This window comes from Undibacterium sp. Jales W-56 (assembly GCF_025548535.1).
Taxonomy (GTDB): Bacteria; Pseudomonadota; Gammaproteobacteria; order Burkholderiales; family Burkholderiaceae_D; genus Undibacterium.
On sequence record NZ_JAJLQW010000002.1, the window covers coordinates 1 to 13,507 of the forward strand.

The 13,507-nt window shown below is 57.3% G+C and carries 13 protein-coding genes and 1 pseudogene; 4 read left to right on the forward strand and 10 right to left on the reverse strand.

What is annotated here, in order from left to right; genetic code table 11:
- Positions 1 to 252: 252 nt before the first annotated feature.
- The 8 genes from LPB67_RS05940 to LPB67_RS05975 form a co-directional block, all read right to left on the reverse strand.
- Positions 253 to 891, reverse strand: coding sequence for a c-type cytochrome (locus tag LPB67_RS05940; protein ID WP_262836180.1), 639 nt, complete (start codon positions 889 to 891; stop codon positions 253 to 255).
- A gap of 11 nt (positions 892 to 902) precedes the next feature.
- Positions 903 to 2,156: a molybdopterin-dependent oxidoreductase gene (locus LPB67_RS05945; RefSeq protein ID WP_262836181.1), complete on the reverse strand. Its 1,254-nt coding sequence runs from the start codon at positions 2,154 to 2,156 to the stop codon at positions 903 to 905.
- A 65-nt stretch (positions 2,157 to 2,221) separates the two neighbouring features.
- The gene (locus LPB67_RS05950; RefSeq protein WP_262836182.1) at positions 2,222 to 3,616 is read right to left on the reverse strand and encodes a hypothetical protein; all 1,395 of its coding nucleotides are present in this window, start codon (positions 3,614 to 3,616) and stop codon (positions 2,222 to 2,224) included.
- Between the two features lie 2 nt (positions 3,617 to 3,618).
- Positions 3,619 to 4,071, reverse strand: a complete 453-nt coding sequence (locus LPB67_RS05955; RefSeq protein ID WP_136223449.1) for a DUF305 domain-containing protein — start codon at positions 4,069 to 4,071, stop codon at positions 3,619 to 3,621.
- Positions 4,068 to 4,865 (reverse strand): anti-sigma factor family protein, encoded by a 798-nt coding sequence (locus LPB67_RS05960; RefSeq protein ID WP_034303912.1) that lies wholly within the window; start codon positions 4,863 to 4,865, stop codon positions 4,068 to 4,070. Before LPB67_RS05960 ends, LPB67_RS05955 begins: the two co-directional genes overlap by 4 nt.
- Complete coding sequence (locus LPB67_RS05965; RefSeq protein WP_034303913.1) at positions 4,862 to 5,368, reverse strand: RNA polymerase sigma factor; 507 nt, start codon at positions 5,366 to 5,368, stop codon at positions 4,862 to 4,864. The genes LPB67_RS05960 and LPB67_RS05965 overlap by 4 nt, the downstream gene beginning before the upstream one ends.
- A 28-nt stretch (positions 5,369 to 5,396) precedes the next feature.
- Complete coding sequence (locus tag LPB67_RS05970; protein WP_034303915.1) at positions 5,397 to 5,825, reverse strand: nuclear transport factor 2 family protein; 429 nt, start codon at positions 5,823 to 5,825, stop codon at positions 5,397 to 5,399.
- Between the two features lie 80 nt (positions 5,826 to 5,905).
- A complete protein-coding gene (locus LPB67_RS05975; RefSeq protein ID WP_262836183.1) occupies positions 5,906 to 6,730 on the reverse strand; it encodes a LysR family transcriptional regulator in 825 nt (274 codons plus the stop codon).
- A gap of 331 nt (positions 6,731 to 7,061) precedes the next feature.
- Between LPB67_RS05975 and LPB67_RS05980 the strand changes: the two are divergent.
- Together LPB67_RS05980 and LPB67_RS05985 are read left to right on the forward strand one after the other, a co-directional pair.
- Positions 7,062 to 7,811 (forward strand): annotated as a pseudogene (locus LPB67_RS05980) (IS5 family transposase); the annotation flags it as partial.
- Positions 7,812 to 8,159: 348 nt separating this feature from the next.
- A complete protein-coding gene (locus LPB67_RS05985; RefSeq protein WP_195875760.1) occupies positions 8,160 to 8,855 on the forward strand; it encodes a VIT family protein in 696 nt (231 codons plus the stop codon).
- Positions 8,856 to 8,860: 5 nt separating this feature from the next.
- Here LPB67_RS05985 and LPB67_RS05990 read toward each other — a convergent pair whose 3' ends face one another.
- Positions 8,861 to 9,412 (reverse strand): cytochrome b, encoded by a 552-nt coding sequence (locus tag LPB67_RS05990; protein WP_195875759.1) that lies wholly within the window; start codon positions 9,410 to 9,412, stop codon positions 8,861 to 8,863.
- Between the two features lie 359 nt (positions 9,413 to 9,771).
- On the opposite strand from LPB67_RS05990, the gene LPB67_RS05995 reads away from it, so the two are divergent.
- Complete coding sequence (locus LPB67_RS05995; protein WP_195875817.1) at positions 9,772 to 11,709, forward strand: copper resistance system multicopper oxidase; 1,938 nt, start codon at positions 9,772 to 9,774, stop codon at positions 11,707 to 11,709.
- Between the two features lie 296 nt (positions 11,710 to 12,005).
- Positions 12,006 to 12,611, forward strand: coding sequence for a copper resistance protein B (locus LPB67_RS06000; protein WP_262836826.1), 606 nt, complete (start codon positions 12,006 to 12,008; stop codon positions 12,609 to 12,611).
- Between the two features lie 185 nt (positions 12,612 to 12,796).
- Here LPB67_RS06000 and LPB67_RS06005 read toward each other — a convergent pair whose 3' ends face one another.
- Positions 12,797 to 13,102, reverse strand: coding sequence for a hypothetical protein (locus LPB67_RS06005; protein ID WP_195875757.1), 306 nt, complete (start codon positions 13,100 to 13,102; stop codon positions 12,797 to 12,799).
- Positions 13,103 to 13,507 lie beyond the last annotated feature (405 nt).

Below are 13,507 nucleotides of genomic sequence, written 5' to 3' on the forward strand. Positions count from 1 at the left end.
AGGCTGGCGCCACGACGGCACGGTCCATGGCTACATTGAGGAGGCCAGCCGGTTCGAGGATAACGCGGCCGGCAGTCTGTTGCGTAAGCGGGTCAAACCGGCCTGATTTGTCTCAGCGCCCGCTTGCCCGTTGTTGAAAAGCAGCACCGGCCGGCCCCCGGCTGTGCCGGGGCGAGCGACGGCATGGCGCGAAGCACGTCCCCGGCGGGCATGCTCAGTAAAGGCGTCTACAGGAAGGGGATGGCATCAAATTCATTGCGCCAGGACATAATGCGCCAAGGCCATCGCTTCGCCCTCGCTCAGTTGGGAGAAAGCTGGCATCGGTACAGGCCCCCATTTGCCAGCGCCGCCCGCTCGAATATTCCTCGCCACCAGTGATACCGCGTCTGCCTTGCCCTTGTACTTTGCCACCACTTCCTTGAATGCCGGCCCGACGACCTTTTTGTCGATCGAATGACATCCCATGCAAGCATTTGCGGCAAGCAACGCTTTCGTATCGATTGCTGCGGTGGCGCCGGCCTTCGGTGCAACTGCAGCTGGCTTTATCGCCGCGTTCGCAATCGGCACTGCGTTACTGCGTTCGGCACCGTAGGTCTTGACCAGGTAATCGACCATGTCCGGGATATCCGCGTCTGAGAATTGCGCACCGAACGGTTTCTTCATCTTTCTCACCGTGGCATCCCAGTAGCCGCGCGGTGATGTCGTGGGCTGCGACTGGATGTAATGGACCGAGTGACATGTCATGCAATTGCGCTGGGCCAGCGCATATCCCGGCAACTGGCTGGGTTTGAAGACAGCAGTTTCAGGCGGAAGCTGAATGTCGAGGGCGAAAGCTGGGGCCGCAGGCATCAGGCTGATGGTGAACAGAGAGCAAATCAGTGGATGTTTCAATTTAGTTCCCCTTATACCGCGACGACGCGCGTCGATTCGACCACATTGCGCATGTAGCCGGCAGGATTCCACAGGGCGCTCGCCGGTTGGCCTTGACCGATCCGGTTGACCGCTCGAACCAGCAGTTCGTGGTTTCCTTTTTGTTTCGGCGTGAACGCCGCGCTCCACTCTCGGAAAGAGTAGCGCCCCAGGTCCTTGCCCAGTTGTGCAGCTTGCCAATTCTTGCCGCCGTCAGATGAAAACGCCACTTCATTCACGCCGTAGCCGCCGTCGAACGCAATCCCGCGCACCACAGTCTGGCGCCCGACCTTGACGTGCATGCCGTCCGTCAGGCTGGTCACGAACGAGCGCACGTTGAGGCGGTTGATCGGGACGGTCTTGGTCGGCGCTTTTCCCGGTTCGGTACACGCGCACTGATTGTCCGGGATGCGATAGGCCGTGCTCATCCAAAACCCATCGAATACCTTGTCGGTCACGGTAATGTCGGACAAATGCTTGACCCAGTAGGTGCCGTAGTAGCCGGGCACCACCAGGCGCAGTGGGTAGCCATTCAACATGGGCAGATCGGCACCGTTCATTTGCCAGGCAAGCATGACTTCGCCGTCGAGCGCATGGTCGATATTGAGCGCCTTCATGAAATCGGGTCCGTCGCCGACGGGCGGCGTGTCAAGGCCATTGAACGAGACCTGTACCGACCCGGCCTTGACGCCCGCCTTTTCCAGCACCTTGCGTAGCGGGACGCCAGTCCAGCGCGCGTTGCCCATAGCACCATTCGATAGCTGGCCGCCGTTGGCGCGCGGCGACAGGTGGCCGCGGCTGTTACCGGAACACTGGTTCACGGCAACCAGTTCGGTGGCGTCAGCCATTTGCTTAAGGTCGGCGAGCGAGAGCTCCAGCGGCGTATTGACATTGCCGCCGACTTTGAGACGGTAGGTTTGCGCATCAACTGCGGTGGGTATGCCACTCCAGTGATAGCGTACGAAGAACGCATCGTTGGGCGTGATCACTGATTCGTTGAACACACTGAACGGCGTTTCCAGCTGGGGCGGACGGGCGGTAAGCAGAATCAGTGGCCGCTTTTGGGGATAGGCGACCAGTTCGCGCTCGCCGTTTTCAAACGGCAGCGTGACATGGCCGGCTTCCGCCGCTAGCGCACTTAAGACCGGGCTGCCGAAAGCGGTGGCGGCACCGAGCGTGCTAGCCTGTCTCAGAAAGGAACGGCGCCGCAACGCCTCTGCGGTCAATACCAACGAGGTCTTCGCCATACGGGTCTCCGTTATTGTTGTGAAATTGGTCAGTGCTATACTGACACAGTTTTATCGCATTTTGCTTACGGCGCGCTGCTCAGTACGGTCTTCTGTGGATCGGCTGCAACGTCGCCTTCCATCACCAGGACGCGGCTCGCGGTGACAGCCTTGGAGTTCAGACTGTTGCTCACATCGCGCATTGGCCCGATCGCAGTGCCGTTTGCCATGCCCATGGGATTGGTCTTGAAACTGGCTACAGGTGTAGCTTGGCCAGTGACGTACACGCTATAAACGGTTTGTGGCCTGAGCTTGAACAGCGAGACTTCCAGCGAGTCCACCACGCCCAGGTTGCGCGCCACAACAAAACCCTTGGCCTCGCCGGCAGCGGGTTTGAGGGCGATGTTGATCGGCTCACTGTTGGCGCTGGGGACCAGGTTGGTAATGCCGTCGCCGTGCGGCACAGCGTTCGAGACATACACCAGTGCCTGCGGCGCCTGGCCGACCGGTACGCGCGCAATCACCTTGTTGCTCGCGCTGTCGATGACATCGACAGCGTCGCCGTTTTCCAGTCCCACATACAGACGGGTGCCGTCGTCGGAGGTCCAGATGCCGTGAGGCAGTGCTCCGGTCGGGATCGTTGCGACGAGCGTTGGCATGGCGTCGGTGGTGTACACCTTGACGACATTCTCGCCGCCGATCGTCACGTACGCACGGGTGCCGGCCGCAGTCTTGGCGAAGGCCAGGTGGTTAGTGATGAAACCGGTGTCGATAACGCCCTTTACTTCCAGGCTGGCAGTATCGATGCGCGTCACTTTGCCGGCATCCTTGTGCGTCATCCACATTTCCTTGAAGTCAGGGGTGAATTGCAGAAATGGCGAGAACGGGCTGACAACCTTGATGTGCTTGATGACCTTGTGCGACTTCATGTCGATCACGTCGACCACGGGGTTGAAACTGGAGACGACAAATGCCAGTTTGCCGCTTGGAAGGAACTGCACCATGCCGGGGCCCACGGTCGTTTCGATCCGCTTTTTCTCTTTGAAGGTGAGCGGGTCGATCACCGAGATGTAGTTCTCACCGCGTACCACGGCCCATACCTCGCGTCCATCCGCTGTAAAAAAGCCTTCATGCGGCGACCGACCGATGTAGGTGATGCCTTTGACCTTGTTGGTCGCCGTATCGATGAATGCTACCGAATTGGAACCGTTTGAAATGGCAATCAGGGTCTTGTGGTCGGGCGAAAAGCCCAGGCCATGCACATTGATCTCGCCCTTGTACAGCGGCGAGAGCACATCCGGGCGCTGGTTGCCCAGTTTGATTTGGCCGAGCAGCCTGTTGGTCGCAGGGTTGATCACCGAAACGGTATTGGTATTCTGGTCAGCGGTGTAGACGCGGTCTTGCGCGCCTGGAGCGGCAAACGCGGAGGCGGTGAGCAGGCTGCTGAGGGTCAACGAGAAAACGAAGTGACGGATTTGCATGATTATTCTTTCTTGGTGATCGAAGTGGGAGCAACTTTTTCCTGAACCGATTGGTAGCGCTGCAGCCAGGCCTGCATAATCTTGATTTCGTTTTGCTGTTCCGTGATGATGCCTTGGGCGACGTTGCGCAATTCAGGATCCTTGGTGGTGAGCAGCAGCGCCTTCGCCATATCGATTGCGCCCTGATGGTGCGGAATCATCATCGTCACGAAATCATGTTCCGCAACGCCATTCATTGGCGCGCGCTTCATGCCGTCATCCATGACGGCCATGGCATCGTCCATCAGCGCGGCAAACGGCTTGGCCGTGCTGGCGATAAATACGGGGGGCTTTGCCGCTGCCGACTGGCCATGATGGTGGGGCATGGCCTGTCCGAGCGCACTAGCGCCAATGAGGGCGGCAACGGCGAACGTGCCCAAGCGTCGATAATACAAAGGCCGGTTGATCAGGGTCATGACGGTTTCTCCAGTTGGTCGTACACGGCGGTGGCAACGCGCGCCAGTTCGGCCTTGTTAGTTCCAGCCGACAGCGCATAGCCGAATTTGCCGTCGATCCAATAAAACACATTCACCGGTCCCTCCTGTGCGAAGCGAAAACCCGTGTCCTTGTTGTGCGCCTGATCGGTCGACACGTACAAGGTGAGGCGCTGTCCGGTCGCGTCGTGGTACATGAACTGCGCCACCGCGCCCTGGGCGCCAGGCAGCAGGCGACCACCGATCAGCTCGTAGCCGAGTTTGCCCAGCCGGGGTGGCCGAATTGCGGTGCCGAGGCGTTTGGACAGCCACGCCACCAGTTGCTCTTCCTGGTCAGCCCCGATTTCCACCGGCCGCTTGACATCCGGGCTATAGACAACGTGGGCGATTGCGGCCTGATGGGCCAGGCCGGCAACGTACAGCGCCGGCCTGGCTTGCATGGAATCACCTTGGGCGTATTGAATCTCGCCTGCCTGCTGGCCATGCAGTAACCACCCTGTCGTGCCGCTGAACAGGGCGATGGCAAGACCGGCTACCAGCCGCTGCCATTGCCACTGGCGCGGTCGCGCTGCGCTTAAGCGCTCCGGCACCGCTTCGTCGAGCACGGGATTGAACAGCGCGCGCAGTTCTTCGTTTTGCGCTGTATAGGCGCGCAGCCGCTCCGCCTCTTCCGGGCGCTGCGCCAGATAGGCGTCGACTTCGAGTCGGCGCGCGGCAGGCAGCTTGCCGTCGACGAAGGCGTGCAAGTCGGCTTCCGTGATGGGTAGGGTATTCATTTGACCACCTTCAAGGGGGCGATGTACGCTCTCCCTTCCATATTCGCGCGCATTTTTTCACGCGCGCGCGACAGGCGCGACATGACCGTACCGATGGGAATCTTGAGCGTTTGCGCGACGTCGTCGTAACTCATTTCTTCCAAGGCCACCAACAGCAGGATTTCACGCTGTTCCTCTGGCAGAGCACGCAAGGCCGTTTCCATGTCGCGCAGTTCGAGTCCGCTTGAAGGACTCCCGAGTGCCGTTGCCATCGATGTCTCCTCGTTGAGCGTTTCAGTTAGCACGGATGGCCGCCGCACCTGGTCGATACGCAGGTTGTGCATGATGCTGAACAACCATGCGCGCATATCGCTACCACCCTCCCATGACGTCAATCTCGCCCATCCGCGCTCGACCGTGTCCTGCACCAGGTCGTCGGCGCCTGACCGATCGCCGACCAATGCCCGCGCATAGCGGCGCAGACGGGGAATGCAGGCCAGCAACTGGTCGCGAGAATTGGGCATGGCTGTCACTGGGGTAGTGGTCGATTGATCAATACGCTGCAGCGGTCAGTTTCGGATCAATCTGCCAGGTTTCGTTGACCAGCTTGCCATCGCGGTAGGTCAGTACATAGCGCACATTGACCTGTGCCTTGCCCTCGAACTGCACCTTGGCGACGATCGTCGCACCCTTTGGGTTCGCCGATTCCTCCAGAGCAAGCACGGTCACGCGCGCCGGCCCGACAGCCTTGCCGAACTTTTCCCAGGTGGCGCGAATGGCATCGGCGCCGGCGTACATGCCGTCGAGCGGCCCGCCGACCCATGTCAGCTGGGCGTTGTCGGCATAGCCACGCATGATGATGGATGTGTCGCCCGCGCCAATGGCGCTGAAGTGAATCTGCGCAGCATCGCTCGACGGGCTGGCGACAGCGCTGCCGATCGAAGCGATAGCGAGGATGGCGGCGAAGGTGGCTTGTTTCATGAAATTCTCTCTGGTTGGGTCAGTCGGACGCAAAAACGGGTGTTATCGAGGTGAACGGATCTGCGGCGAATTTATTCCATCTATTTCAAATTAATTTTCGCAGGCGTTTCGTCGCGCGCTATTTGGGAGAGGCGGATCATCGCTTCCAGTGCCAGAGATGCCTTTGTCTTGTACCGTTCGGGATGGCGCAACATGTAGAACGCGCGCGCCGGCAAGTCGATGTTTGCTTTCGCCAGCAAGCCTGCCCGCAGATGCGAGGCGACGACCAGTTGCGACATGGCGGTGGCGAACTCGCCGGCCATCACAGCGGAGCGAACCGCTTCGTTGGACGGCAATGTGAGTGCGATATCCAGTGCATCGAAGTCGACATGCATCGCCTGAAGTGCGCACTCGAGCGCTGAGCGCGTGCCGGACCCCTTTTCGCGCAAGATCCATTGTGCCGCGAGAAGATCCGCGTGCAGCAGCCTCCTCCCTGAAGCCCATGGATGGTGCGGTGCGACCACAGCGACGATCTGGTCGGAGGCAATGGCATCGACCGATAGAGTCGGCTCGTCGATGGCGCCCTCGACAAAGCCCAGGTCAGCGCCCCCCTGAACCACTGCTTGGGCGACATTGTGGGTGTTATCGATGGTCACGCTCAGTGCGATCGCCGGATGCGCTTGGCGAAATTGCACGAGGAACTCGGGTAGCCAATAGCTGGCGATCGTCTGACTCGCATGAATCGTGAGCGTGCCACGTTTCATTCCCCCCAGCTCGGCCAATGTCAGTTCGGCGGCCCGCGCGCTGGCGATCGTGCGGCGTGCTTCTATCAGGAAAATGCGGCCCGCTTCGCTGATCTCGAGGCCTCGGCCGACGCGATTGAATAGGTGTAGTGACCTGCATTTGAAACGGGGCCCGGCCAGCATTCAAGCCGACTCTCGGCCAGGAATAACTGCAACTGACAGCCCCTTCAAACCAGCATTAGCTGCAAATGAACCTGCATTTAGCCGCGCAGACCGGCATTTCATTCGCGCGAACTAGCATTAGCTGCAACTAACCGCAGTCGCTAGCGCTCACGCATTTGATCGTGGTTAAAGCCGAGGACCAGCTACCGAACGCCACTGTCCAGTTTAGGCGGTAGGATACTCCGCTCGTAAAAAAGTACTGGTCTAGCAGGGTGTTGATTTAATCGCCGCGCCCGTCAACCGACCCGAGCCGGTAAACGTTGTCTAATCAACCCCACCTTCGACCGCCATCATGCGCAAGACCGACGTCACCCAGCACTCGCTGTACAGTTACCGCACTTTGGAGGAACGCATCCCCGATGCGCATCCACTGCGCAAGCTACGGGTGCTGGTCGACGCCATCTTGGTCAACATGAACTACGATTTCCAGACACTGTATTCGCGACGCGGGCGTCCTTCCATCGCACCTGAGCGCCTGCTGCGCGCCAGCTTGATCCAGACGCTGTTCTCGATCCGCTCCGAGCGTCAACTGGTGCAGCACATTGAATACAACCTGCTGTACCACTGGTTCGTCGGCATGAACCTCGACGAGCCCGTGTGGAACCACTCGACCTTCAGTGCCAACTGCGAGCGCTTGTTCAGCGAGGCGATGACGCAGCGCTTCTTTGCCCAGGTGCTGCGCATAGCCGAATGGCAAAGCCTGATTTCGGACGAACATTTCACCGTCGACGGCACCATGATCGAAGCGGGGGCCTCGGTCAAGAGCTTCACCAAGAAGGATGGCAGCGGGCCGCCGCCGAGCGACAACGGGCGCAACGCCACAGTCGACTTCAAGGGAGAGAAACGCTCCAATGAAACACACCAATCGACGACCGATCCAGACGCGCGGCTGTACAAAAAAGGCGACGGCGACAAGTCCAGGCTGTGCTACCTGGGCCACGCGCTGATGGAGAACCGTAACGGCCTCGTGGTCGACGCCACCACCACACTGGCGACCGGCACAAGGCGCGCTTCGTCGGCCTGGCAAAGGTGCGCGCGCAGACCACGTTCACCTTCGCAGCTTACAACCTGACCCGCATGGCGACCATCTTTGGCTGGCGCTTGTCGGCGGTGGTGGGATAACTCCGTCCAGAGTGGGCGGAAAGTGCTGATAAGTACTAAAAAACAGTCTAGAAAGCGCCGAGAAACCGGTTTTTAGGCAGAATGCGGCTTCCAGCCCGAAAAAAACGCATTTCGGGCGACAAAATCCGAAGGAGTGCAGTCCTTTTTCAACGCCCTGCTAGAGGTGGCATTGGGGATTAGTCGCTTTTAGTGCCCAGATAGCATAAGATTAAAGACCCTGGGGCCATCGAGCTAGAAACATCTTCTTAATTTCGACGATACTGCAACTATGCCAAGACAACATGATGAGCGGCACCGTATTGAAGCCATCGGTTGGCTTCGCGCAGCAGTGCTTGGTGCAAACGATGGAATCGTGTCTACCGCGAGCCTTATTTTAGGAGTCGCCTCGGCAAGCGCCGGGCACGGAAGCATTCTGCTGACCGGCGTGGCCGGTCTAGTCGCCGGCGCGATGTCAATGGCGACGGGCGAATACGTGTCGGTGTATTCGCAAGCCGACACTGAAAAGGCCGCTCTAGCTGAAGAGCATGCCGAGCTCGAGGCGGACATCGATAGCGAACACCGTGAACTAACGGCGATCTATGTGCGACGCGGACTTGAGCAATCGCTTGCTGCGCGAGTCGCTGAGCAACTGATGGCGCACGACGCAATTGGTGCCCATGCCAGGGACGAACTGGGCATTTCGGAAATTACCACTGCTAGGCCGCTGCAAGCAGCGATCTATTCGGCAGCCAGCTTCGCAGTAGGTGCCGCGTTACCACTAGGGGTTGCGGTACTCGCACCTACCGCGCTATTGATTCCGATTGTCGCGTTGACCGCACTGCTATCGCTGGCAATTCTTGGCGGATTGGCAGCGCGTACTGGAGGTGCCCAGATCATGCCTGGCGTCATTCGCGTCACGTTCTGGAGCGCTTTGGCGATGGCGGTAACAGCAGGGGTAGGCGCACTATTCGGCGCAGTGGCTTAGTATCATTAGTAGGGCCACATGCGTTGGAATACGCCATCTTCGTCGACCCACAAATGCTTAAGCGCTGCTAGGACATGGAGCGCCACTGCCGCGACCAAAACCCAGGCGATCCAAGAATGAATAGTAAAAAACTGTTCCTTGAGCGAGTCGCTTTTCGCCACCCACGTGGGAGTCGGCACCCCAAAATACTCCACAGCATCACCACTGAACGAGGCTCCGAGATACCCGGTCGTAGGCATGAGTATCAGTAGCAAATACAGCAGTTTGTGTGTGTAGCGGGAAGCCCTCGCTTGCCAAACTGGCAGCGAGGACGGTAATGCAGTCGGTGCATGTTTGAGCCGCCAAATTACCCGCATGGCGATCAATGCCGCTGCCGTAATACCAATCGAAATGTGCAGTTTGAAAAGCCAGTCGCTCCCGGGTTCTTCCTCGACGGACATCATGTACCAGCCTAAGGCGATCATAATGGTGATTAGAAGCGCAAGAACCCAATGAAAGAAAATTGCCGGGTTGCCATAGCGTTCCAGTCGTTGAATCTCTGTCTTTCTACCTGTCATGTGAACCTCTTGTAAATGCTAACCATAAAGCGCAAGTATTCCGCTGTCAAGAATACATTACTTTCTGAATGATACGCGCCTGGTTGGCACCCGCTTATGGAAGATTTGGGCTAGCCAGCTAAATTGGAGAGCGGCGATCAAGTTCGGAATTGTTCCTTTTCGCGACGGAATATTGCTGTCTGATGTATGCTTGGCAAGGATGCCAAGTTTGCGGCTAGTACGTGTTGTAGTGACTGTTTCGGCTTGTAGGTGAGACGGGTACGCGGCAGTGTGTAGTTCGGAACCTAGCGCTTGCGAAGGCTGTTGAGCGAATTGAAGGAGGTTATGTGGGAAAATTCATTGAGGTCGAAGAGCAGAGGATGTTGCTGAGGTCACGTCGCCGATTTGTGCAAGGACTTGCTGTAGGAGGTGTGGCGACGGCATTTGCTATCGGTACTGGGCCAGCATCGGCAGCGACGCACCCGATGCAATCTGAAGTACTGCGAGGGACTGAATTTGATCTTGTCATTTCGGACACGCCGATGAATTTTACCGGGACGACGCGACGAACCACATCGGTCAATGGCACGATCCCCGGGCCGACCCTGCGGATGCGAGAAGGCGATGTCGTGACAATTCGCGTCACTAACCGGTTACAGACTTCGACCTCCATTCACTGGCATGGCCTCTTACTACCATTTGAGATGGATGGGGTGCCTGGCATTAGCTTTCCCGGAATTGCGCCCGGAGAAACGTTCACTTATCGATTTAAGGTGCAGCAAAATGGTACCTACTGGTATCACAGCCATACGAAATTCCAAGAGCAAACTGGGCTGTACGGCGCGATCGTAATCGATCCAGCCAATGCCGATCCGATCAGTTCGGATCGCGATCATGTATTGCTTTTAAGCGACTGGACTGACAGCGAACCGGAGTTCTTGTATCGCCGCCTGAAACAGGAATCGGACTTTTTTAATTTTCAGATGCCAACTGCAGGGATGTTCTTCCGCGACGTGTCGCAGATGGGTCTTGGCAAGGCGCTGGAGAAACGAAAAATGTGGAACCAGATGCGGATGAACCCGACCGACCTCGGCGATGTATCGGGTTCGACGTTCACCTATCTCGCTAACGGTGCGCCACCCGCCGCAAACTGGACCGCACTTGTAAAGTCGGGAGAAAAGGTGCGTCTCCGCATAATTAACGGTTCTTCGACGACGATCTTTGACGTGCGTATTCCCGGCTTGAAAATGACCGTCGTTTCCGCAGATGGACAACAAGTCGAGCCGGTCGAAGTCGACGAGTTCCGCATCTCAGTCGCCGAAACGTACGACGTGGTCGTCCATATTCCAGATGAGAATGCTTATACAATTTTCGCGCAGTCGATTGACCGCACAGGTTACACGCGCGCCACGCTGGCGCCAAGAAAAGGAATGGCTGCTCCGGTCCCGGAGATGGATCCTAAGACATGGCTCGCCATGGTCGACATGGGAATGGGCGACATGGACATGGGCGGCACGCCACCGAAAACTCAGCTCCCCGCACCAGACCACAGTGCGATGCAAGGTATGGACATGTCATCGACGAAACCGATGCAAAGTGGTTCGCCTCCGAACGCAGCGCACGACATGTCTTCAATGACGAACAAAGCGGCGATGCCTGACAGCGGCCACTCTTCAATGCCTGGAATGGATATGTCATCTGGGAAAAATGCCGGCGAGATGAATATGTCCAAGGAGAGTGATAAACGAGGCATGGACATGGCGCCTAAGAAGAACGGCCCGGGTATGGACATGGCAGGAGATAAGAGTATGGCCGTCATGGACACTGGACCCAGCGTGGACTCCCGTGCAATGTCGCCCTCCAGTGCGCTAAATGATCCTGGTCCGCGTCTGCGCGGTAATGGACGCAGGGTACTTACGTATTCTGATTTGCACTCGGTAGGCGGGCCGCTCGACAAGCGAGCCCCAAGCCGCGAGATTGTCATGCGCCTGACCGGCAACATGAAACGTTTCGTCTGGGGGTTTGATGGCAAAAAATTTTCCGAAGTGGGCCCTGTACATTTTCGGTACGGGGAACGCGTGCGGATCACCCTGATCAACGATTCGATGATGAACCATCCAATTCATTTGCACGGTATGTTCAGCGACATTGAGGACGAGCAAGGCAAGTTCCTAGTACGCAAACATACAGTTAATGTGCAGCCGAGCAAGAAAATTAGTTTCCTGGTTACGGCCGACGCACCGGGGCAATGGGCCTTCCATTGCCACCTTCTTTATCACATGGAAGCGGGCATGTTCCGCATGGTGGTGGTTTCATGAAGACAGTCGACTCATTTCGTTCGTACGCGGCGATGCTTCCGGAGCGCGGTCTGGCCGCACGTGCTCTTCGGCGCCTAACTTTTGCGTGCGCAGCATCGGCGTCGTTTGCGGTCTTCGCGCAGTCAATGCCGCCCATGCCGCCAATGGATCACGGAAAAATGCGAATGCCTCCGGCTGCGATTGCGGACCCGGTGAATGCAGCAAAGACCGGGCCATATCCGCGAAATCCGGATGGCACATATGCAATTCCAGGGGACGGTATGGAGATGTCCGACAATGCGGTCTTTTCGATGGTTATGTTGGACCGTTTGGAAGGGTTCGACGGGCTCGATAGCAGTGGCTTGAATATGGACGGATCAGTCTGGATCGGGACGGACTTTAACAAACTGTGGCTCAAGGCGGAGGCTGAACGGTCCGCGGGACAGTCTAGCGGCAGGGCAGAGGTATTGTGGTCGCATGCAGTTGCAGCGTTCTGGGATCTGCAGACGGGCGTGCGGCATGATTTCGGCGGCGGTCCCAGTCGGCAGTGGGCCGTGCTGGGTGTGCAGGGGATTACACCCTATTGGTTCAACGTTGAAGCAGCTGTTTATGTCGGTGCTGCCGGACGCACGGCTGCCCGCGCCCGCGGTGAATATACGGTGCGAATCACCCAACGCGCCATCCTCACGCCGGAAGTGGAAGTCAATGCATACGGCAAGTCAGACTTAGCGCGCGGTATTGGCACCGGTTTTTCGGATGCACGCTTGGGACTACGTTTACGATATGAAATCCGCCGTGAGTTCGCCCCTTACATCGGTATTACCTGGGCACGCAAACTGGGGCAGACCGCTACCCTTGCGCGACAGCAAAACGCGGCACGCAGCGAGCGTCAGATCGTCGCGGGCGTGCGACTCTGGTTCTAAGCAGGTTCGAACAAGCTAGCCGTGCTACATCTCTGCGGTTATTAATCTTCGAGGTCGAAATTTAGAACGATCATAGTCGAAAATCAAATGGCCAGAATCGCAGTCGAAAAACAAATGGCCGGATAAGCAATCTCAAGGAACGCTTACCCGGCCACAGTTCTGTCACTCTTGAGCTAATAGAGCCGTTACTTGGCCATACCTTCCATGGCCTTAGCGCCATCCTTCGATTTTCCCTTGCCCGTCATGTTCATATCGTGAGACGGCATCATCGACATGTCTTTTAAGTCGACTGTCCCGTTTTTATTTTTTTTCATCTTGTCGTACATCATTTCGTGGTGCTTCATAAACTCATCTTTCGAAATCGCGCCGTCGCCATTGGCGTCGAGCATTTTCATGTCCATTTTCATTCCCATTTTCATGTCGTCCATGGCCACAGCCGAGGCACTCGCGCCAATAAGCGCGACGGCCAAAATTGTCAAAAATTTGTTCATGTCATTTCCTCTTTAGTATCAAAAATTCGCGAACTCGACTGGTGTTTTCTAAGAGCGTCCGCAACCACACTCTAGAGTGTATGCCAATTATCAATCGGCAGGCGCTCAGGAACGCTGAGTGTTGACGCTGAGCGACTATCTCGGCCCGTTACGGCGAACAAGGTTGGAAGTTTGGTAAATTCCAACACATATCCTCCGATCGATGATTAGTGGCTTGGTGGCTTTTCATTCAGAAGCTGATGCAAGACGGTCACTAGGGGGCAGTATCCTCCAATAAACGAGGGTTTGTTGCACTCCCGCGCGCGGCCGACAAGCGGTGTCATTTTCAGAAGACGACTGCACCATTCAGCGCGGTTTGAAGCCTCTTGTGCATACGGCTCCTGACAGCCAGATATCAGGACTCCT

Excerpts from the sequence above, each read along its gene's own strand:
- LPB67_RS05945 (WP_262836181.1), bottom strand. The coding sequence starts at position 2,156 with ATGGCGAAGACCTCGTTGGTATTGACCGCAGAGGCGTTGCGGCGCCGT.
- LPB67_RS05950 (WP_262836182.1), bottom strand. The coding sequence starts at position 3,616 with ATGCAAATCCGTCACTTCGTTTTCTCGTTGACCCTCAGCAGCCTGCTC.
- LPB67_RS05955 (WP_136223449.1), bottom strand. The coding sequence starts at position 4,071 with ATGACCCTGATCAACCGGCCTTTGTATTATCGACGCTTGGGCACGTTC.
- LPB67_RS05960 (WP_034303912.1), bottom strand. The coding sequence starts at position 4,865 with ATGAATACCCTACCCATCACGGAAGCCGACTTGCACGCCTTCGTCGAC.
- LPB67_RS05965 (WP_034303913.1), bottom strand. The coding sequence starts at position 5,368 with ATGCCCAATTCTCGCGACCAGTTGCTGGCCTGCATTCCCCGTCTGCGC.
- LPB67_RS05970 (WP_034303915.1), bottom strand. The coding sequence starts at position 5,825 with ATGAAACAAGCCACCTTCGCCGCCATCCTCGCTATCGCTTCGATCGGC.
- LPB67_RS05975 (WP_262836183.1), bottom strand. The coding sequence starts at position 6,730 with ATGCTGGCCGGGCCCCGTTTCAAATGCAGGTCACTACACCTATTCAAT.
- LPB67_RS05985 (WP_195875760.1), top strand. The coding sequence starts at position 8,160 with ATGCCAAGACAACATGATGAGCGGCACCGTATTGAAGCCATCGGTTGG.
- LPB67_RS05990 (WP_195875759.1), bottom strand. The coding sequence starts at position 9,412 with ATGACAGGTAGAAAGACAGAGATTCAACGACTGGAACGCTATGGCAAC.
- LPB67_RS05995 (WP_195875817.1), top strand. The coding sequence starts at position 9,772 with ATGTTGCTGAGGTCACGTCGCCGATTTGTGCAAGGACTTGCTGTAGGA.
- LPB67_RS06000 (WP_262836826.1), top strand. The coding sequence starts at position 12,006 with ATGTTGGACCGTTTGGAAGGGTTCGACGGGCTCGATAGCAGTGGCTTG.
- LPB67_RS06005 (WP_195875757.1), bottom strand. The coding sequence starts at position 13,102 with ATGAACAAATTTTTGACAATTTTGGCCGTCGCGCTTATTGGCGCGAGT.